This window comes from Bacillus sp. PK6-025 (assembly GCF_056530265.1).
The window spans coordinates 3,140,737-3,160,331 of sequence record NZ_CP096509.1; the positions used below are offsets into that span (position 1 = coordinate 3,140,737).

The 19,595-nt window shown below is 46.8% G+C and carries 18 protein-coding genes and 1 pseudogene; 4 read left to right on the top strand and 15 right to left on the bottom strand.

Features of this window, described 5'->3' with window-relative positions:
* Positions 1-29: 29 nt before the first annotated feature.
* The 4 genes from accA to dnaE form a co-directional block, all read right to left on the bottom strand.
* A complete protein-coding gene (gene accA / locus M1D67_RS16050) occupies positions 30-1,007 on the bottom strand; it encodes an acetyl-CoA carboxylase carboxyl transferase subunit alpha (RefSeq protein ID WP_023855491.1) in 978 nt (325 codons plus the stop codon).
* Positions 992-1,867 (bottom strand): acetyl-CoA carboxylase, carboxyltransferase subunit beta, encoded by an 876-nt coding sequence (gene accD / locus M1D67_RS16055; protein ID WP_020452563.1) that lies wholly within the window; start codon positions 1,865-1,867, stop codon positions 992-994. The genes accA and accD overlap by 16 nt, the downstream gene beginning before the upstream one ends.
* Positions 1,868-2,229: 362 nt before the next feature.
* Complete coding sequence (gene ystJ, locus M1D67_RS16060) at positions 2,230-3,465, bottom strand: NADP-dependent malic enzyme (RefSeq protein ID WP_035338184.1); 1,236 nt, start codon at positions 3,463-3,465, stop codon at positions 2,230-2,232.
* Between the two features lie 142 nt (positions 3,466-3,607).
* Positions 3,608-6,952 (bottom strand): DNA polymerase III subunit alpha, encoded by a 3,345-nt coding sequence (dnaE, locus tag M1D67_RS16065; RefSeq protein WP_023855492.1) that lies wholly within the window; start codon positions 6,950-6,952, stop codon positions 3,608-3,610.
* 139 nt (positions 6,953-7,091) lie between these two features.
* Here dnaE and ytrH point away from each other — a divergent pair, with 139 nt between their 5' ends.
* The 3 genes from ytrH to M1D67_RS16080 all read left to right on the top strand — a co-directional run bounded on the left by ytrH (position 7,092) and on the right by M1D67_RS16080 (position 8,224).
* Positions 7,092-7,433 carry a sporulation membrane protein YtrH gene (gene ytrH / locus M1D67_RS16070; protein ID WP_003184343.1) on the top strand — a complete coding sequence of 114 codons (342 nt, stop codon included), beginning with the start codon at positions 7,092-7,094 and terminating at the stop codon, positions 7,431-7,433.
* On the top strand, positions 7,430-7,933 hold the full coding sequence (ytrI, locus tag M1D67_RS16075) for a sporulation membrane protein YtrI (protein ID WP_020452566.1): 504 nt from the start codon (positions 7,430-7,432) through the stop codon (positions 7,931-7,933). The genes ytrH and ytrI overlap by 4 nt, the downstream gene beginning before the upstream one ends.
* A gap of 111 nt (positions 7,934-8,044) precedes the next feature.
* The gene (locus tag M1D67_RS16080; RefSeq protein ID WP_020452567.1) at positions 8,045-8,224 is read left to right on the top strand and encodes a YtzJ family protein; all 180 of its coding nucleotides are present in this window, start codon (positions 8,045-8,047) and stop codon (positions 8,222-8,224) included.
* Between the two features lie 113 nt (positions 8,225-8,337).
* On the opposite strand, the gene M1D67_RS16085 is transcribed toward M1D67_RS16080, so the two are convergent.
* Entirely contained in the window at positions 8,338-9,282 is a 945-nt protein-coding gene (locus M1D67_RS16085; protein ID WP_023855493.1) for a DHH family phosphoesterase, read from the bottom strand.
* 146 nt (positions 9,283-9,428) lie between these two features.
* Here M1D67_RS16085 and M1D67_RS16090 point away from each other — a divergent pair, with 146 nt between their 5' ends.
* The gene (locus tag M1D67_RS16090; protein ID WP_023855494.1) at positions 9,429-9,731 is read left to right on the top strand and encodes a YtpI family protein; all 303 of its coding nucleotides are present in this window, start codon (positions 9,429-9,431) and stop codon (positions 9,729-9,731) included.
* A 28-nt stretch (positions 9,732-9,759) separates the two neighbouring features.
* Here the strand turns inward: M1D67_RS16090 and M1D67_RS16095 are convergent, their stop codons facing one another.
* The 10 genes and pseudogenes from M1D67_RS16095 to M1D67_RS16140 form a co-directional block, all read right to left on the bottom strand.
* Positions 9,760-11,082, bottom strand: a complete 1,323-nt coding sequence (locus M1D67_RS16095) for a CBS domain-containing protein (RefSeq protein WP_020452570.1) — start codon at positions 11,080-11,082, stop codon at positions 9,760-9,762.
* A gap of 92 nt (positions 11,083-11,174) precedes the next feature.
* Positions 11,175-11,732 (bottom strand): PadR family transcriptional regulator, encoded by a 558-nt coding sequence (locus tag M1D67_RS16100; RefSeq protein WP_020452571.1) that lies wholly within the window; start codon positions 11,730-11,732, stop codon positions 11,175-11,177.
* Positions 11,733-11,849: 117 nt separating this feature from the next.
* Entirely contained in the window at positions 11,850-12,536 is a 687-nt protein-coding gene (locus M1D67_RS16105; protein ID WP_020452572.1) for a metal-dependent hydrolase, read from the bottom strand.
* Positions 12,537-12,568: 32 nt separating this feature from the next.
* Positions 12,569-13,330: an SDR family oxidoreductase gene (locus tag M1D67_RS16110; RefSeq protein WP_023855495.1), complete on the bottom strand. Its 762-nt coding sequence runs from the start codon at positions 13,328-13,330 to the stop codon at positions 12,569-12,571.
* A 165-nt stretch (positions 13,331-13,495) separates the two neighbouring features.
* Complete coding sequence (locus M1D67_RS16115; protein WP_020452574.1) at positions 13,496-13,639, bottom strand: hypothetical protein; 144 nt, start codon at positions 13,637-13,639, stop codon at positions 13,496-13,498.
* A gap of 74 nt (positions 13,640-13,713) precedes the next feature.
* Entirely contained in the window at positions 13,714-15,093 is a 1,380-nt protein-coding gene (gene argH, locus M1D67_RS16120) for an argininosuccinate lyase (RefSeq protein ID WP_020452575.1), read from the bottom strand.
* A pseudogene (locus tag M1D67_RS16125) lies at positions 15,090-16,302 on the bottom strand (argininosuccinate synthase). The gene argH and the pseudogene M1D67_RS16125 overlap by 4 nt, the downstream one beginning before the upstream one ends.
* 193 nt (positions 16,303-16,495) lie before the next feature.
* Complete coding sequence (locus tag M1D67_RS16130) at positions 16,496-17,014, bottom strand: MogA/MoaB family molybdenum cofactor biosynthesis protein (protein ID WP_023855497.1); 519 nt, start codon at positions 17,012-17,014, stop codon at positions 16,496-16,498.
* 98 nt (positions 17,015-17,112) lie between these two features.
* Complete coding sequence (locus M1D67_RS16135; RefSeq protein WP_020452578.1) at positions 17,113-18,300, bottom strand: acetate kinase; 1,188 nt, start codon at positions 18,298-18,300, stop codon at positions 17,113-17,115.
* Positions 18,301-18,529: 229 nt separating this feature from the next.
* A complete protein-coding gene (locus tag M1D67_RS16140) occupies positions 18,530-19,516 on the bottom strand; it encodes a class I SAM-dependent methyltransferase (protein WP_020452579.1) in 987 nt (328 codons plus the stop codon).
* Positions 19,517-19,595: the final 79 nt, after the last annotated feature.

Here is a 19,595-nt window from a genome sequence, read left to right on the forward strand (position 1 = left end):
TAAACGTGAGCCAAAGGCCTCACGTTTATTTATTTTATCCCAACAAATTGGTTTTCAGTCGAAATTTTTCCAATTGATTTATACTTGTTATATCTTTGTTGAATCAGCTCGTTCTTATCCAGTTTCAGCAAGGATTTAAGCTCGCTTTTCAGCGCTTCATCGATGTAGGCGGCCTGCTGCTCTACATCGCGGTGTGCTCCGCCTCTTACTTCTTTTATAACATGATCTATAATATCCAATTCTTTAAGGTCCGGAGCGGTGATTTTCATTGTTTCTGCCGCTTTTTTCGCGAGTCCTGAATCCTTCCAGAGGATAGCAGCCGCTCCCTCGGGAGAGATCACCGAATAAGTTGAGTTTTCCAGCATCAATAAGCGGTTTGCGACGCCGAGCGCAAGCGCTCCCCCGCTGCCGCCTTCCCCGATGACGATCGAGATGACCGGCACAGAAAGTCCCGCCATTTCAAAAAGATTCTTGGCAATTGCTTCGCTTTGCCCCCGCTCTTCAGCTGCTTTTCCAGGGTATGCTCCTTTTGTATCAATAAAGCAGATGATCGGCCTGTTAAATTTATCGGCCTGCTTCATCAGCCTGAGCGCTTTGCGGTAGCCTTCCGGATGCGGCATTCCGAAGTTGCGGCGGATGTTTTCTTTTGTATCCTTGCCGCGCTGTTGGCCGATCACTGTCACAGGAAGGCCCCGGAACTTGGCAATTCCGCCGACAATCGCTTCATCATCACCGAAATATCGATCTCCGTGGCATTCAAAAAAATCGGTAAAAAGATGTTCGATATAATCGAGCGTTGTCGGACGGTTCGGATGCCTTGCAATCTGGACTCTGTCCCAGGCTTTCAGATTTGTATAAATGTCTTCTTCAAGCCTTTCAAGACGAGCTTCAAGCTTCGTAATTTCAGAGCTTAAATCCATATCGGAATCCTGTGTGAACCTTTTCAATTCGGCGATCTTTTCACGCAGTTCGACCACCGGTTTTTCAAATTCTAATTCTCCAGCCACTCGAGATCACCTCCAGTTTGGTGCATTTTCAAAATGCTGCCGAGCGTTTTTTTCATGTCTGCTCTGTGAACGACGGAATCAAGCTGTCCGTGCTTTAACAGAAATTCCGCAGTCTGAAAATCCTCAGGCAGTTCTTCACGGATGGTTTGTTCGATAATTCTTCTTCCGGCAAAGCCGATCAGCGCGCCCGGCTCGGCAAGGTTGTAATCGCCGAGGGATGCGAAGCTTGCGGATACACCGCCTGTTGTCGGATGTGTCATCACCGAAATGATCAAGCCCTGCTCTTCACTGAACAGCTTTAAAGCGGAGCTTGTTTTAGCCATTTGCATCAAGCTGAGAAGGCCTTCCTGCATTCTCGCACCGCCTGATGCGGTAAAAATAATGAAAGGCACTTTTTCTTCTCTTGCCTTTTCGATCGCCAGCGTAATTTTTTCGCCTACGACAGACCCCATGCTTCCCATTCTGAAAGATGAATCCATCACGGCAACGACTGCCGGAGATCCGTCAACCGTCCCTTTTCCGGTGACAACCGCTTCATTCAGCGATGTTTTTTCCCGGTCTTTTTGCAGTTTCTCAAGGTATCCTGGGAATTCCAGCGGGTTTTCAGACATCATATCCTGATTGAATTCTTCAAAGGAGCCATCGTCCAGCAGGCTTTTTATACGCTGCTTCGCGTTCATTTGAAGATGGTAACCGCAGTTCATGCAGACCCTTAAGTTTTTATCCAGCTCTTTTGTGAGCATGATTTTTTTGCAATCCGGGCATTTTGTCATGATCCCTTCCGGTACATCTTGCTTTGCTGATTCCGCGGGAACGGAAGCGTATTTTTTTTTCTTTTTGCTGAATATATCTTTTAACAAAAGATTACCTCCCTTTTCTGAAGGGTTTTCTTCATGTATGCCTGTCCTGTTTATAGACTAGAACATCACTATACCGAAACTATTGTACTTTTTTTGTCAAACGGTGTCATCCTCAATTCGACATTTTTGACCGGCAAACAGCCGAATCGCACTTGATGCGGTTAGAGACTGACAAATTGATATATCAGCCTTGAGAGCGGATACAAAAGTCTGGAAAAGCGATTTGAAAAAATTTTTTACAGCCCGCATATTCCCTTACAAGTGTCCCCAATAAGAGGAAAAACTGTACATCATATTCGAGAAACAGCGCGTGACGGCTCTTTAGGCCAGAGCAATCACGCGCTGATCACAAAAATGGAGTTTTATTTTCCTTCAATTACTGCAAGCTTTCTTGTCTTTTCAGCGACTTCTTCAGGATCGACATCGATTCGTGCAACACCTGTTTCCATCGCGGCTTTCGCTACCGCTTTGGCAACGGCCGGTGCGACCCTTGGATCGAACGGAGCCGGAATGACATATTCGGGGCTCAGCTCTTCGTCGGAAACGAGTGATGCGATCGCCTCAACCGCGGCGATTTTCATTTCTTCGTTAATATGTGTCGCGCGGACGTCGAGCGCCCCGCGGAAGATGCCGGGGAATGCGAGAACGTTGTTCACTTGGTTAGGGAAGTCAGAGCGTCCAGTTCCAATGACGCTTGCTCCGGCTTCATGCGCATCAGCAGGCATGATTTCAGGATTTGGATTCGCCATGGCGAAGATGATCGGTTTGTCAGCCATGCTTTCAACCATTTCTTTTGTCAAAGCACCTTCGACGGAAACTCCGATAAAGACATCGGCGTCTTTGATCACATCTTTGAGCGATCCGTCTATGCGGTTTTTGTTCGTATATTTTGCGACTTCATCTTTAACAGCGTTCATGCCGTTCGGACGGCCTTCGTAAATCGCGCCTTTCGTGTCGCACATGATGATATCGCGCACGCCGAAATGATAAAGAAGCTTGATAATGGCAATTCCCGCTGCCCCGGCGCCGTTTGCCACGACTTTGACGGAAGACATCGATTTGCCGGACAGCTTAAGCGCATTGACGAGACCGGCTACCGTAACGATTGCAGTACCGTGCTGGTCATCGTGAAACACCGGGATTTTTGTTTCTTTTTTGAGGCGTTCTTCAATGACAAAACAGTTCGGCGCTGCAATGTCTTCAAGATTGACGCCGCCGAATGTCGGCTCAAGCAGCTTGACCGTCTCAACAATTTTGTCGACATCAGATGTATTTAAACAGATTGGGAAAGCGTCCACACCGGCAAAGCTTTTGAAAAGAACCGCTTTTCCTTCCATAACCGGAAGGGCGGCTTCAGGGCCGATATTGCCGAGGCCGAGCACTGCCGTTCCGTCCGAGACGACTGCTACCATGTTTCCCTTCATTGTATAATCGTATACTTTGCTGTTATCATCGTAAATCGCTTTGCAGGGCTCAGCCACACCCGGAGAATATGCAAGGCTTAAATCATCCGCATTGCGAACCTGCACTTTTGATTTTGATTCCAATTTGCCCTGGTTTACTTTGTGCATATGCAGCGCTTTTTCTTTCAATGACATGTTAACAAACACTCCTTCAAGGGAATTTTGCCAAAAACTTTGCTTCGTTTTCTGCTTAAGATTCTTGTAAGAAGAACCCTAGAATCTTAAAAATGATAACACAATTGACCGCTTTTTTGATCAATAATGCTCAAAATACCTGCTATCTGAGCACGACATTTTTCTCACCTACAACGCTTTTCAGCCTGTAGAGGGCAGCGTGGTCAGCCTTGATGTTGTAGCTTTCCGGCAGCTGCATCGTTTGTTTCCGTTTTTCATAATAGACGCAGACCGGCGTTTCCCCTTTGTGTTCAAGCAGGATGCTGCTGATTTTCTTAAAGATATCGTGGGTGTGCTGACTTTCCTCCACTTTAATATAGACGGACGGCTGCTTTTTAGCATGAAGCGATTCGACAAGCGATGCCCCGGCGATGATCAGCTGGCGCTTTTCATTCCTTGTCTCAAGACGTCCTTCTGCAAAAAGCGATACGCCTTCTTCTAGGATCGGGGAAAGCTGTCTGAACTGTTCAGGAAAAACAACCGCTTCGATTTCCCCGCTTTCATCGCTCAGCTCCAGAAAAGCCATCGTCTGTCCCGTTTTTGTACGGATCGTCTTCATCTTCGTCAAAAGTCCGCCCAAAGCCGCCTTTTTACGGCTGGAGGCGAGCAGCTGAATAATCGGCAGCGCACCTGCACGGTCCAGCTTCTTGCGGTGAACGCTCAGCGGATGGTCAGAAAAGTAAATGCCGAGCGTCTCCTTCTCGTGTGCCAGCAGGTCGACGAGCGGCATTTCTTCCGTCTCGGCGTACTTCGGCTTAATTGTCAAGCCTTCATCGAGAAAGAAGCCGAGCTGATCATTGTCTCCTGCAAACAATTCGGCATGCTCCAGCGCGACATCGACAGAAGCGAGCAAAGTGGCCCGGTTTTCACCGAATTCATCCATTGCTCCGGCAAAAATTAAAGCTTCAATCGTTTTCCGGTTCACGCTTTTCACAGAAGTCCTGACACAAAAGTCAAACAAATCTGCGAACGGCTTTTCTTTTCTCGCCCTGTAGATTTCTTTCACAGCCGAAATTCCGACGCCTTTAACAGCCCTTAAACTGTAGCGCAGCGCCCCGTTTTCCACGACGAACGGATAGCCGCTCTTATTAATGGAAGGACCTAAAACATGCAGCCCTTTCCCTTTCGCTTCATAGATGTACTGAGCAAGCTTTTCCTCATTTCCGATCGCACTCGTCAAGAGGCCGCACATAAAGTAGAGGGGGTAATGCGCTTTTAAATAAGCGAGCTGGTAGCCGATCATGCTGTATGCAACCGCATGACTCCGGTTAAAACCGTAATTGGCGAATTTTACAATCAGATCGTATACTTCATTAGCCGCTTGTACGGAATACCCTTTTTTCAAGCATCCACTAATAAAATGATTTCTCTCTGTATCGAGAATTTCCTTGTTTTTTTTGCCGACCGCCCTTCGCAAAAGATCGGCTTCTCCAAGCCTGAAACCCGCCATCCGCGATGCGATCATCATGATCTGTTCCTGATAAACGATCACGCCGTATGTATCTTTCAAAATCTCGGCCAAATCCTCGTGCGGATAAGACACGGCAACCCGTCCGTGCTTTCGTTCGATATACAGCGGGATATTTTCCATCGGGCCCGGGCGGTACAAGGCATTGACAGCGACAATGTCTTCAAGGCTTGATGGCTTGAGCCTTTTTAAAACGTTTCTCATGCCGGCTGATTCGAGCTGGAAAATACCTGTCGTATCTCCTTCTGACAGCAGCTTAAACGTCTGTTCATCTTCATAGGGAATCGCCGAAAAATCGATGATGACCCGCTCGCTTTTTTCGATCAGCGTTTTGATCGATTCAATGAGCGTTAAATTGCGCAAGCCGAGAAAATCCATTTTCAATAGTCCCAAGTCTTCGAGATAGCCCATCGAATATTGCGTTAAATATACACCGTCATGTCCTTCCTGTATCGGTATGATATTCGTCAGCGGCTCCTCGCTCAACACGACGCCCGCCGCATGAATGGACGTATGCCGCGGAAGCCCTTCGATTTTCTGAGCCGTTTTAAATATGTCCTGAAGCTTCTTGGACCCGTTCAAGCGCTTGTCCAGTTCAACAGAAAGAGCTCTCGCCTCTTTCAGCGTCACTCCAGGTTTGGACGGAATCAATTTCGCCAGCTGGTCGGCTTCTTTCGGACTGATGCCCATCACCCTGCCGACGTCCCGGAGCGCCGCTTTTGCGGCCAATGTACCAAACGTGATAATTTGCGCTACGTGCAGTGCCCCGTATTTATTTTTCACGTATTGGATGACTTCATCCCTTCTCGTATCGGGAAAATCGATATCGATATCGGGCATGCTGATGCGCTCCGGATTTAAAAACCGTTCAAACAGCAATTTGTGCTTGATCGGATCGACATCTGTGATAAACAGCGTATAAGCGACGAGAGAGCCGGCCGCCGACCCCCGCCCCGGCCCTGTGATAATGCCGTTGTCGTGGGCGAACTTCATGAAATCCCAGACGATCAAAAAATAGTCGCTGAACGCCATGTCGCGAATCACTTTCAGCTCATACTCAAGCCGTTCGACATACTCCCTCGGAGCGGCATCGAACCGTTTTTCCAGTCCGAGAAAGCAAAGCTCAGCCAAATAATCGTCAGCATTCTTGCCGGAAGGCGCCGGATATTTCGGCAGGCGCGTCTGGCCAAGGCTCAGGTCCACCTGGCACAGATCCGCGATTTTGACTGTATTCTCCAACGCGTCCGGACGATCCCTGTAAATGTCAAGCATTTCAGCGGGCGGCTTGAGCTCAAGATGCAGATCTCCTTCGGCCTTCATGTCTTCGTTCAGCTTCTCGCCCGCTTTAATCGCTTTTAAACACGTATAAGCTGCCGCATCCTCTTTTTCGATGTAGCGTACATCGCCGGTTGCGGCAATCGGAATTCCCGTATGTTCGCTGAGCTCCAGAATGCGTTCAGAAAGAAGCGGGTCGCCCTTGTACGGCTGATACGACAAATAAAAGCTGCCCTCTCCGAAGATCGAAAGACAGCGGAGGGCGGCGTTCTTCGCCTCTTCGATCAGCCCTTCTTTCAACAGCGCTTCAACATGGCTTGTCCCGCCCGTTGTCAGCGCAATGAGCCCTTCATGATAACTTTTGAGCCATTTTTCTTTGATGCCGGTTTTTGATTTCGACTGCAACACGCTGCTGATTTTCAGCAGGTTTTGGTAGCCTTTGTTTGTTTTCGCCAAAAGAACGAGCGGATATGAAAGCTGTTCTTTTTCATCTGTTAAAACTGAGGCTGTAAGCCCGATAATCGGCTTGATGCCGCGTTTTTTGCATGATTTATAAAATTCCACCGCCCCGTACATGACCTCATCATCCGTCAGCGCCATTGCGCTGTAGCCCAGCTCTTTGGCTTTGGCCGTGAGGTCCTCTACGGAAGCGGCGCTGTTTAATAAGCTGTAACCGCTGTGTACTTGCAGGTGAACAAAAGGCATTTCTGTCACCCCTTCCTTTTTCGAGCCGTCTCTTTTTATTATATGATGGGATCGAATGAGAAACAAATGTTCTTTCTTTGATCAACAATCATACTTGTCTTTCTTTATCCATATAGTGTGATAAGGTGAGGTGATCGGAATGGATCCTGAACAGCCCTTTTTTCCAAACTTTATCAGCTGTTATTTTATTGCGCTAGGAGTGCTTCTCGGCGGTTGCTTAATCGGAGGGATCGGCGCCTATCTGTCGGGACAGCCGCCTTTAACGATTATTACAAGCCTCGCAAACCGTCTAAAAATCTGGGCGCTGGTTGCGGCAATCGGCGGCACGTTTGACGCGGTCTACAGCTTTGAAAGGGGCATTATCGAAGGCAATACGAGAGACATCGTAAAACAGCTTCTCCTGATTCTTTCGGCGATGGGAGGAGCGCAGACCGGTTATCTGATCATCAATTGGCTCACACAGGAGCATATTTCCTCATGAGAATCCCTCCTTATTATAAAAAACCGGGTTGGCAGCGTTTTTTTGCGGGAATGATGTGCGGAGCCATCATCAGCTGGGTCGTGTTCCTGTTTACATACGGCACCTTTCAGGAGAAGCAGGTCGTCTTGATAAGAGAACAGAAAGAGCGCATCAATGATTTAAATGACCAGATCACCATTTACCGGGAGGACCTTCATAAGCTGAATGAAGACAATAAAAGAAAACTGCTGATTCAAAGCGTCGACGTCAAGCTGATCAACGGCAAGCAATACAAATTGTCACAGCCCGACATGATGAACTTTGAAGAGCGTATCCGGGATAATATTTCGGATGTCATCACAAAGGATATCGAAAGCGTCTACCGGACGAAGGAGCTTTTAAAGCGGACGATTGAAAATAAAGAGTATACGATAAACGATAAAACGTACAAAGCGAAAGTCACCGAACTGACGATTTATACACGGCTTTCCGTTGAAATCAAAATCTCTTTTTCCGAATAAAATTATGGATTTTTTTTTACGATTTACATGCATTCGTCGCTTTTTTCCATATTTTAATTTAAACTGACAGTAAGCGATATGTAAGTTTTTTTAAAAAGGGAGGAAAGCAGAATGTACATTTACAGTTACCATCAGCTGGCAAGAGATAAAGTCAACCGGATCAAGCTGGGCTACTCGGCTTATGCGGAAACCGAAAGTCTCGCGTCCCTTATCAAAAGAGAGTTAAGAGCCCAAAACATCCATGTTTATGAGGATGTAACAGATATCGGATCATGGTTTATACCTGAATAAGCAGCAGCTGTGATGCGTAAAATGATCTGCTTACACTTTGCTGCTTACTTTTTCGCAAAATATAATGCAAACGCTTGCAGTTGAACTGCACAAAAAAAGAGGGACTTCCCCTCTTATTTGTTTTCTTTGCATATGCGCTCCAAGTCAGCGATGACAAGATCGGTGTCTTTCCAGTCATAGATGGAAGCACCGGCTGCGAGCGGATGGCCTCCGCCGTTGTATTTTTTAGCGACTTCATTGACAATCGGCCCCTTTGAACGAAGCCTTACCCTGATCTGGTCGGCTTCCTCCACAAAAAACACCCATGCTTTGATTCCTGAAATATTGCCGAGCGTGCTGACAAGCTGTGAAGCTTCAGACGGCGTAATATTGTATTGATGCAAAATGTCACGGGTGATGAATACCGACGCCACACCGTTTTCGGACAGAGAAACATTCTGGTAAATGTAACCGTTCAGCCTCACAACATTTAATTTCGTCTCATACAATTGATTAAAAAGCGCCTGAGAATTAAAAGGATACTCAATCAGCTCTCCGGCATATTTCAATGTCTTTTTTGTCGTGTTCGGAAATAAGAAGCGCCCTGTATCCCCCACAATGCCGGCATAGATCAGTTCGGCACCCTTTGTCGGAAGCGTCCATCCCGCTTGTTCTTTACCCGCTAAATACAGTTCGTAAATCATCTCGCTCGTCGAGCTCGCATTCGTATCCACCCATAAAAGGTCGCCGTATTGGTCTTCATTCGGATGATGGTCGATTTTGATCAGCTTGTCGCCCATGTTGTAGCGCGAATCGGAAATTCTCGCTTGATTGGCCGTGTCACAGACGATGACAAGTGCATTTTCATACACCGGGTCTTCAATCACATCCGGGGTGTACAAAAAAGCGAGGGAAGGCTCGGGCGTTCCGACCGCGAAAATATTTTTTTCAGGATAGGTTGCCCTCAGGATTTCCGCAAGGCCGCATTGGGATCCGTAGGCATCGGGATCCGGTCTCACATGTCTATGTATAATGATCGTGTCATATAATGATATGGTTCTGATGATTTCTTTTTTCATGACGCGCCCCTTCTTTACTTTGTTTTTAACCATTAAATCATAATCTGTTGTTGGTGGAAAGTGAAAGTTATGACTTTTTATTGTAGAAAGCGAACCCGATTATGTATACAATGGGTTTGTAAAACTTACAATGGAGGATGTCGATTATGCCGTTTTTTGTTTTTTTCATTGTGGTTTCAGCGATAGCTTATGGGTACTTCAAAGTAAGGTATGTGCGCACCAAAAAAGCGATTGAACGGGAATACTATTCGGCCAAGTCAAGCATGAGTCTGGGCCTGTTTATCATGTTCTTCGGCGCCAATCAGCTGCTTTTAAACCGCGGCACGCTTGCTGTCGTCATCGGCGTTATTTTTATGCTGACCGGGCTCGGGAGCATGTGGGCCGGCTACAGAGCCTATAAGCACTATGTCCCTTTGCTTGCGAAAGAAAACGAACGGGAAAACGCATAAGCGAAAAGAGGGACACTGGCCGCGTCCCTTAGCTTCTTTCCATCAGCTGAACCATCATCATCGCTTTGCCGACGAGAGCACCCTGGTGAAAAACTTCTATATCCATTTTTCCGAACTTTCTCCCGGCTTCGAGAATGTTCGGTTTTATTTCAATGACAGACTCCATTTGCACAGGCTTTAAAAAATAAATCGTCATGCTCTCTATCACGAGTTCGCCTTTTTTGTGCGACCGCAAAAAACGGTTTGCAGCTTCGGTCAAAATCGTCGTAAACACGCCGTAGGAAATCGTTCCCAAGTGGTTTGTCATTTGCGGCGTTACTTCGTATTGATAAACCGGATCCGGCTTGTTTTTGTCATTGTCCGATTCTTTGAAACCGCCTGTCACAATGTCATCGAGTTTTTCGCCGACCTGAGGCTGCTTCTGAATCATTTGAAGCGCCTTTAATACGTCCTGCCTGCTGATCATGCCGATCAGCTTTTGCCGCTCGTCAACGACGGGAAGCACTTCGATTCCTTCCCAGACCATCATCTGCGCCGCTGAAGCGACTGACGTTTTGCCGATTACTGTAATCGGGTTTTTCGTCATGACTTTTTCAATCAATACAGAGCGGTCATATCCGGCAACATCTTTTGAAGTTAAAATGCCGTGGATTTTCATCTGCTCGTCAACGATGGGAAAACGTCCGTGCCCCGTTTCAAAGTTTTTCTCATACCATCTTTCGAGCTTTTCATGAGGGGATAAGCAGACCGTTTTTTCCAAAGGGGTCAAAATATCCTCGACAAGCACGACCTCTTTTTTGATGAGCTGGTCATAAATCGCCCTGTTGATCATCGCGGCTACAGTAAACGTGTCATAGCTTGTAGAAATGACCGGGAGCTCGAGCCTGTCGGCAAGCTCAATAATCTCCGGCTCCGTATCAAAACCGCCGGTCACCAGCACGGCAGCACCCGCTTCCAAAGCCTGGCGGTGCGCATCGATTCGGTTGCCGACAATCAGCAGGTTGCCCGCCCCGGTATATCTCATCATCGCATCAAGCTTCATCGCTCCGATGACGAATTTGTTGAGCGTTTTATGAAGCCCTGCTTTTCCGCCAAGCACATGGCCGTCAATGACATTGACCACTTCAGCGTATGTCAGTTTTTCAATATTCTCTTTTTTCTTTTGCTCGATCCTGATCGTTCCGACCCTTTCGATCGTGCTGACAAACCCTTTATTCTCGGCTTCTTTTATCGCTCTGTAAGCAGTTCCTTCACTGACTTTCATTTCCTTCGCAATCCGCCTGACGGAGATTTTTTCGCCGACGGACAAAGAATCAATATATTTTAAAATCTGTTCGTGTTTTGTCGCCAATCGTTTCACCTTCATCCTCTGACTGCTAGATATATTTATTATAAATGGTTGTGCAATTGAACCGCAATCCGCCTTCGCAACATCATGTCCGTCTAAGAGCGATCATTCTCCATCAGAAGAAGCGCTTTTTCAAGCCATGAGCAATAGCCGTTTTCCCGCTCCAGCGCCCGGGTCAATACAAGGTAATGGCCGAAATGAGGCGAGCGGAAAGTTATCGATTCACCCGCTTCGCGCTTCAATTCTTCGAGCTTATTTTTTAAAAAAACGGCTTTCTCCTCCCGCTTTTGAAGCTGATCGGCAAAAAGCCTTTTCGCTTCATCACGTTCCATCGAAGAGATAAAATAAGCTTTCAGCATAAATTCATCTTTTACCGTATCGGGGACCGGTTTGAATTCCGTAAGCCATCCGTGAAGTTCACGCTTTCCGGCCTCTGTGATGGAATACATTTTCTTTTCTAATTTTGAGCCTTGGATCACCGTTTCATATTCGATAAATCCTTCATCCGTCAGCTTTTTCAGCTCGGGATAAATCTGACTGTGCTTGGCGCTCCAAAATTGGCCCAATTCGGCTTTAAAGCGGCTTGTCATATCGTAGCCGCTCAAACTCCCGTGATCAAGGAGCCCCAAAATCGCGTATTTCAATACCCTCATAATATCCTCCCAAGAACAATCCGATTCCTATATTATATCATCATTAACATGTTTTGATAGACATATAACCGGTTCAACCGAAAAAAGGACCCGGATTCGGGTCCTCTAAAAACAAGTTTATTTAAATTCGATTGACTCACCGACCTCAAGCACTTTTCCGACGCCGCCGGGAAGGCTGTCCGCAAATGCATGCGGGTCCTGTTCGATGACGGGGAACGTCGAGTAGTGAACCGGTACAACCTGTTTCGCCCTGAGCCATTCTGCGGCCAGTTTGGCATCCTCCGGGCCCATCGTAAAATTATCGCCGATCGGCAGGAAAGCGAGGTCGATATGATTTAATTCACCGATCAGCTTCATATCTGAGAAAAGCCCGGTGTCTCCTGCATGAAAAATCGTCCTTCCTTCCACAGTCAAGAGGATCCCCGCCGGCATGCCGGTATAGACGATCTTTTGGCTGTCTTCTTCCGTATAAGCCGATCCGTGGAAAGCCTGCGTCAGCTTGACTTGGCCAAAATCGAACTGATGGGAGCCGCCGATATGCATCGGATGGACATTCAGGCCTTTCCATCCCAGATAGACCGCGAGTTCATTCGGAGCTACAACGAGCGAATGATTTCGCTTGGCGATTTCGACGGTATCGCCGACATGATCGTTATGACCGTGGGTCAGCAAAATAACATCCGCTTTAACCTCTTCCGGCTTTAAATCGGTTAAAGAATTTCCTGTAATAAACGGATCGAAGATCAACTGATGATTTCCCGTTTCAACTGTTACCACTGAATGACCATGATATGTCACTTTCATCATATCCACCCCTGTTTTTTAATTTCGCACGTCTAAAGAGAATGACGGTTAATCACATTCAAGCCGCCTGTCGCTTCAATGACTGTTCCCGTAATGTAGTCGGAATGTTCATCGCATAGAAAAGTGATGATCCTTGCGATATCTTCACCGGTTCCCGACCTGCCGATCGGCGTTTCCTCATCAAGTGACGCCCTCGCTTCTGAAATCGAGGCCTCTTTCATATCCCCGACGATGTTGCCTGGACAAACCATGTTGGCTGTGATGCCGGAGCCCGCTTCTTCAATGGCGATCGTTTTTGTTAAAGAAGCCAGCCCCACTTTCGCCGCTCCAAAAGCGGAACGATGCAGCCAGCCCGGCGCATGGTCGGCCCCCTGAAATCCGTATGTGATGATGCGGCCGAACCGCTGGCGCCTCATCACCGGAACAACCGCTTTAAACAGATGGAAGACAGAGCTTAAGTTGCCTTCAAGCATGTCATACCATTCATCATCAGTATAATCTGCAAGCTTTTTTCGTTCAAATATGTATGGGCCGGCATTATTGATCAGAAGATCAATTTTTCCAAATCGCTCAAGTGCGGCATTCACCATCCGGAGCAGGTCTTCTTTCTTGGTGACATCTCCCTTTACAAACTGTAAACGGTCAAGGGATGACCGCCATTTTTCTTTGAGGCGGCTGACAGCTTCTTCGTCCTGCCTGTAATTCACCGTCACTGAGTAGCCTTTTTCAAGCAGGGCTTCCGTCACTTTACGCCCCAAACCTTTTGAACCGGCAGTAATTAACGCATGGCGCACATCTTTCCCTCCCAGGCATTGGTTCTCGGTATTCGCAAATGATTGCATGTATCTACCTATACTTTACTACAAAAGCCAGAGTATATCACATGTGGAGCATCGGGAAATTTGCAATCGCCGCTGGACAGAAGAAAGCTGAAGCCCGCTGTTACGGGCTCCAGCTTTCTATTGTTTATCTGCATCAGCTAACGGCTGTGCGTCATCGTGCGCGACAAATCCGCTGAAATAGGCATCAGAGATTTGCTGAACGGTTTCTTTATCGCCGTCGGCATCATACATGTATGCGTGTTTTGACTGATCTTGTTTCATTGCCACACCCCTTTTCGATTCACAAATCTATTTTGCGTATGAAGCCGCACAGTTATGAATCGAATCGGGAAGTGTTAAAAATTGTTCAAACAATGCTTCGCCTTTTGAATGGCTTCTTCCACCTTTTTGAATCCCGTCCCGCCTTCACTCATCCTTTTTTCGACGGCATGGTGCGGGTCGAGCACGATGTAGACGTCTTCTTCAAACAGTTCGCTTGCCTTTTCGAACTCTTCAAACGGCAGGCCGCTGAGATAAATGCCTTTTTCGATACAAGTGTAGACAAGCTTTCCGACGACTTCGTGCGCCTCTCTGAACGGCATGCCCTTTTTAGCCAGATAGTCGGCAAGTTCGGTGGCATTTGAAAAATCCTGCTCCGTTGCTTTTTTCATCATATTTTTGTTCACTGTCATCGTTTTCGTCATGCCGGCAAAAATCTCAAGGCTTCCTTCGACCGTTTTCACAGTATCAAACATACCTTCTTTGTCTTCCTGCAAATCTTTATTGTACGCTAACGGGAGCCCTTTCATAATCGTCAGGAGGCCGATCAGATCACCGTATACGCGTCCGGTTTTCCCGCGGATAAGCTCTGCCATGTCCGGGTTTTTCTTTTGCGGCATCATGCTGCTCCCCGTAGCATAAGTGTCATCAAGCTCAATGAATTTAAATTCCTGCGAACACCAAAGAATGATTTCTTCGGAGAATCTTGACAGATGCATCATCAAAATGCTGCTCGCGCTTAAAAATTCAAGGATGAAATCCCTGTCGCTGACGCCGTCCAAGCTGTTTTCATATATCGAGTCAAACCCGAGCAGACCTGCTGAATATTCTCGGTCGATCGGAAATGTCGTTCCGGCGAGCGCCCCGCATCCAAGGGGGGACTTGTTAATCCGCTTGAATGAATCATGATAGCGTTCTTTATCGCGCTCAAGCATCCAGAAGTAAGCGAGCAAATGATGCGCGAACGAGATCGGCTGCGCCCGCTGCAGATGGGTGTATCCCGGCAGTATCGTCTCCACATGTTCTTCCGCTTTTTCGATAAGCACGTGTTGAAAAGCCGTAATCAGCTCGATGATATGCTCTGTGTGCCCTTTTAAATACAGGTGCATATCCGTCGCCACCTGGTCGTTTCGGCTTCTGGCCGTATGAAGCTTTCCGCCGAGCGGCCCGATTTCGTCAATGAGCATTTTTTCAAGGTTGAGGTGAATGTCTTCGTAATCGACTGAAAAATCGAGTTCGTTTTTTTCCGCTTTGTGCAAAAGGGATGTCAGGCCTTCTTTTATTTTGACCGCTTCTGCTTCGGTTAAAATGCCGCATTTTTCAAGCATGGAAGCATGAGCGAGAGACCCTGCGATATCTTCTTTCACGAGCGTTTTGTCAAAGTGGATCGATGCTCCGAACTCATCGACCCATTTTTCCGGTGTTTTTTGGAACCGGCCTCCCCACAGCTTTTTCATGCTTTAATCTGCTCCTTTTTTTGGACGATGCTGTTTACTTTCGTCGGCAGTCCCCACAGCTCGATAAAGCCGACGGCAGCGTGATGATCGAACGCATCGTCTTTTGTATACGTCGCCAGTTTTTCATCATACAGGGAGTATTCGGATTTACGCCCTTCAACGATCGCATGGCCTTTGAACAGCTTGACGCGGACGACGCCCGTGACATGCTTCTGCGTTTCTTTCAGGAAACCGGAAAGCGCGTCTTTAAGCGGAGAAAACCACAGGCCGTTATAGATCACTTCAGCCATTTTTTGTTCGATCAGAGGTTTGAAATGCGCCACTTCTTTTACTAATGTCAAATCTTCAAGCTCTTTGTGCGCCTTAATCAAAGTCATCGCGCCCGGGCATTCGTACACTTCGCGTGATTTGATGCCGACAAGGCGGTTTTCAACATGGTCGATGCGCCCCACTCCATGCGCGCCCGCCAGTTCATTCAGCTTTAAAATCAAGTCTGACAGCGAGTAATGAGCGCCGTCAATGGAAACCGGAATGCCCTCTTCAAAAGCGATTTCGATCACATCGGGGGTATCCGGTGTTTTTTTCAAGCGGCTTCGTCAAATCATAAGCCCCTTCAGGAGGCGCCGCCCATGGATCTTCCAGAACTCCGCATTCATTGCTTCTGCCCCACAGGTTCTGGTCAATTGAATACGGGCTGTCAAGATTGATCGGAATCGGAATGCCGTGCTTTTCTGCATACGCGATCTCTTCGTCGCGCGACCATTTCCATTCGCGCACAGGTGCCAGCACCTCTAAATCCGGATTGAGCGATTTAATGGACACCTCGAAGCGCACTTGGTCATTTCCTTTGCCTGTGCAGCCGTGAGCCACGGCTTGGGCGTTCTCTTTTTCAGCCACTTCGACCAGCTTTTTGGCGATCAGCGGTCTGGACAGGGCTGATACAAGCGGGTACTTTCCTTCATAAAGCGTATGGGCCTGGAGGGCGGTCAGTGCAAACTCTTTCGCAAATTCTTCTTTTGCATCGATAACATATGAATTAGAAGCCCCGACTTGAAGCGCTTTTTGCTGAACAAATGCGAGATCCTTTCCCTCCCCGACGTCAAGGCAGCAGGCCACTACATCATATCCCTGTTCCTGCAGCCATTTTATCGCGACAGAAGTATCAAGTCCTCCTGAATATGCTAAAACCACTTTTTTCTTTTGCGTCATTTTGAAAAACTCCTCTCATCTCGGTGCTCTTTTTGTATAAAAATAAGTTTTATTTAATAAAAATACATTTAATATGTATACACTTTAACAAGGAAGTCTGGTTTTTTCAACCTTTTTATAAAAAAAACTTCATTCATTTTTTATGAATGAAGTTCAGTGCATATTCAGCGTTCAGCCGGAGGGCTTTCCGGCTTTATTTTTTCATATCTTTTCTCAGTTCTCTGATGACATGGGCAAGCTCAGGCACAATCAGCTTTGACATTGCAAGCTTAACCGCCCCGCTTGAACCCGGTGTTGCAAACACGGCTTTATTTTGAATAACACCCGCTGCAGCTCTTGAAAGGATCGCAGCCGCTCCGATATCCTCTGTATAACTCAGCATGCGGAATATCTCCCCAAATCCCGGAATTTCTTTCGAAAAAAGAGGAACGATCGACTCGATTGTTACATCTCTAGAGGCAATGCCCGTCCCTCCGTTTAATAGGATGGCATCGATCCGGTCATCAAGACAGCCTTCCAGCACGGCTTTTTGAATCATTTCCTTTTCATCCTTTACAATCTCATAGGAAACGATCTCATGACCGTCTTCCGCTAAAAACTCTTTCATAAGCCGGCCACTTTTATCTGTGTCTTCCGTTCTTGTATCGCTGACAGTAATAACTTTGCAGTTGACGCGGTCCGGCGCTTCTTTTTTATGTTCCTCAACACTCATGGCTAAATAGCCTCCTTTATACAGTCTTTTTTCATTATAAAGGGGAAGATGCATAAAAAAACAGCCTTCCTTGTAAAGAGAAGGCTGTTTTTTTATTTTTAGTGAGCCAGTCTAACGACGTCTCTTGCAATCATCACTTCTTCATTCGTCGGGATGACGAGGACTTTTACAGGTGAATGCGGATAGCTGATAAACGCTTCTTTTCCACGGACGTTATTCAACGCAGGATCCCAATAGACACCCATGAATTCCAAACCATGAAGAACGCGCTCTCTGACTTCAACGCTGTTTTCCCCGATGCCGGCAGTGAAAATGATCGCGTCTACTCCGCTCATTCTCGCTGCATAAGAACCGATGTATTTATGAATTCTGCTTGCGAATACTTCAAGGGCTGTTTCCGCACGTTCATTGCCTTCTTTAGTTGCTTCGACAATATCGCGCAAATCGCTTGAGAATCCGGAAATACCTAAAAGACCGCTCTTTTTATTGAGTGTGTTCAGGACTTCGTCGGCTGTTTGACCCGTTTTTTCCATAATGAACGGGATAAGCGCAGGATCGATGTTTCCTGAACGCGTACCCATCGCCACACCTGCAAGCGGTGTGAAGCCCATTGATGTATCGATTGATTTGCCGCCTTCAACAGCTGCGATGCTCGCGCCGTTTCCAAGGTGGCAGGAAATCAGGCGAAGTTCTTCAATCGGACGGCCGAGCAGCTCTGCCGCGCGTTCAGTCACATATTTATGAGATGTGCCATGGAAACCGTATTTACGGATGCCGAATTTCTCATAGTATTCGTATGGCAGACTGTACAGATAAGATTGTTCCGGCATTGTTTGGTGGAATGCCGTATCAAAAACGGCCACGGCAGGAACATTTGGAAGTACTTCTTTAAACGCTTTAATTCCGACAATATTAGCCGGGTTATGAAGCGGTGCGAGTTCCGAAATCTCCTCGATCTCATGGATCATTTCATCCGTCAATAAAACGGAATCGCTGAACTTTTCGCCGCCGTGTACGACGCGGTGTCCGATTCCGTCGATTTCATTTAAATCTTTGATAATGCCGAATTTTGTAAGTTTATCCAACAGCATTTTTACGGCTACGGAGTGATCCGGGATATCTGTTGTTTCGGTCTTTTTTTCGTCGTTGACGGAAATCGTGAAGATGCCGTTATCCAGCCCGATTCGCTCAACAAGGCCTTTTGTTAGTACTTTTTCGCTGGGCATTTCGAACAGTTGAAATTTCAATGATGAGCTTCCAGCATTGATTGCAATAATTTTGGACATAAAATGACGCTCCTTTTTACCTATAGTCCGGTGACATTATGTTCAACCCGGATCATAAAAAATATGTATAAAATCGTTCTTAGTAAATTCAAAAAATATCTGCCTTTCTCATTTAAACACTCAAAAGAGTGCATTTCAAGTCACGATCCGACATGTTAACGCTTTCACAAAGAAATTATTATATTCTGAATATAAAAACAGATCAGAGAATATATCTTCTCTGATCTGCTTATCTTTTTTCAGCTTGAAACCAGTTGTCGAGTTTGGCTGTCATTTTCAGCATCGCATCCTGATTGGCGAATGATGGAACTTGTGCAAGCAGAACTTGTTTAGGCGCTTTCGCCTGTTCGCCATGCTTTTGTAAAACCAAAATGCTCTTCGCGTGTGCCTCATCTTTGAAAATCGACAGCGGAAGCTGAAGCACTGCATTAATATACGCATTGTCCTTTAAAAAGGTACGCAGCTTTTCGCTTTGGCTGCTTTCGAACAATTGGTTCGGAATCATAAAAAATAAATAGCCGCCCGGTTTCGTATAGGTCAAGCTTTGTTCAATAAACAAATGGTGTGAAAAAGAATGGCCTTCATCTGCCTTTAATTCGAAAGCGCGCGCGCTTTCGTCATCAGGATAATATCCGACGGGAAGATCGCAAATGACCGCATCGGCAGGCTCCATAAAAATCGGCTGCAGGCTGTCCTGGTTAAAAAGCTCGATTTCCTTTTCCTGCAGGTTTGCCTGGACATAGGCGAGCTTGATCAGAACGTCATCAATCTCTGAGCCGAACGCTTTTCCGGCTTCACCGGCCAGCTGGTTCAAGACGGCAAGCAGCAGGTTTCCAGTGCCGACCGCCGGATCAAACAGCGTCAATTCTTTTTTGGGTCCGATGAATTTGTTCACCAGATATCCGATAAATAAACCGATTGTATCGGGCGTCATCTGCCGGTTCGGATGGGGAATATCTTTCTGGCCTTTCAGGATGGCAAGCTGGAAGGCTTTTCGGATCGCCTCATGGCTGCATTCTGAAAAACGCGCACGGCCGAGCAGATCCTTCACCTTTTGTTCGGCTTTTTCGGAAAGCCCGCGGTCCGCGGAACCTGTAAAGAATGCCTCTCCTGCTTCCGCCAATCCTTCTATGTAAGGGATCTGCAGGTCACGTGCGATGATTTCCGCTCCTTTGTCAAGCCATTCATAAATCGTTTCGACTGGATAGTTTTGCATGATGATGTCTCTCCTTATCAAAAAATCAAAGCCATGAAAAGAGCTCCGGCAAGATGATCACCTGGAGCCCTTTTATGAG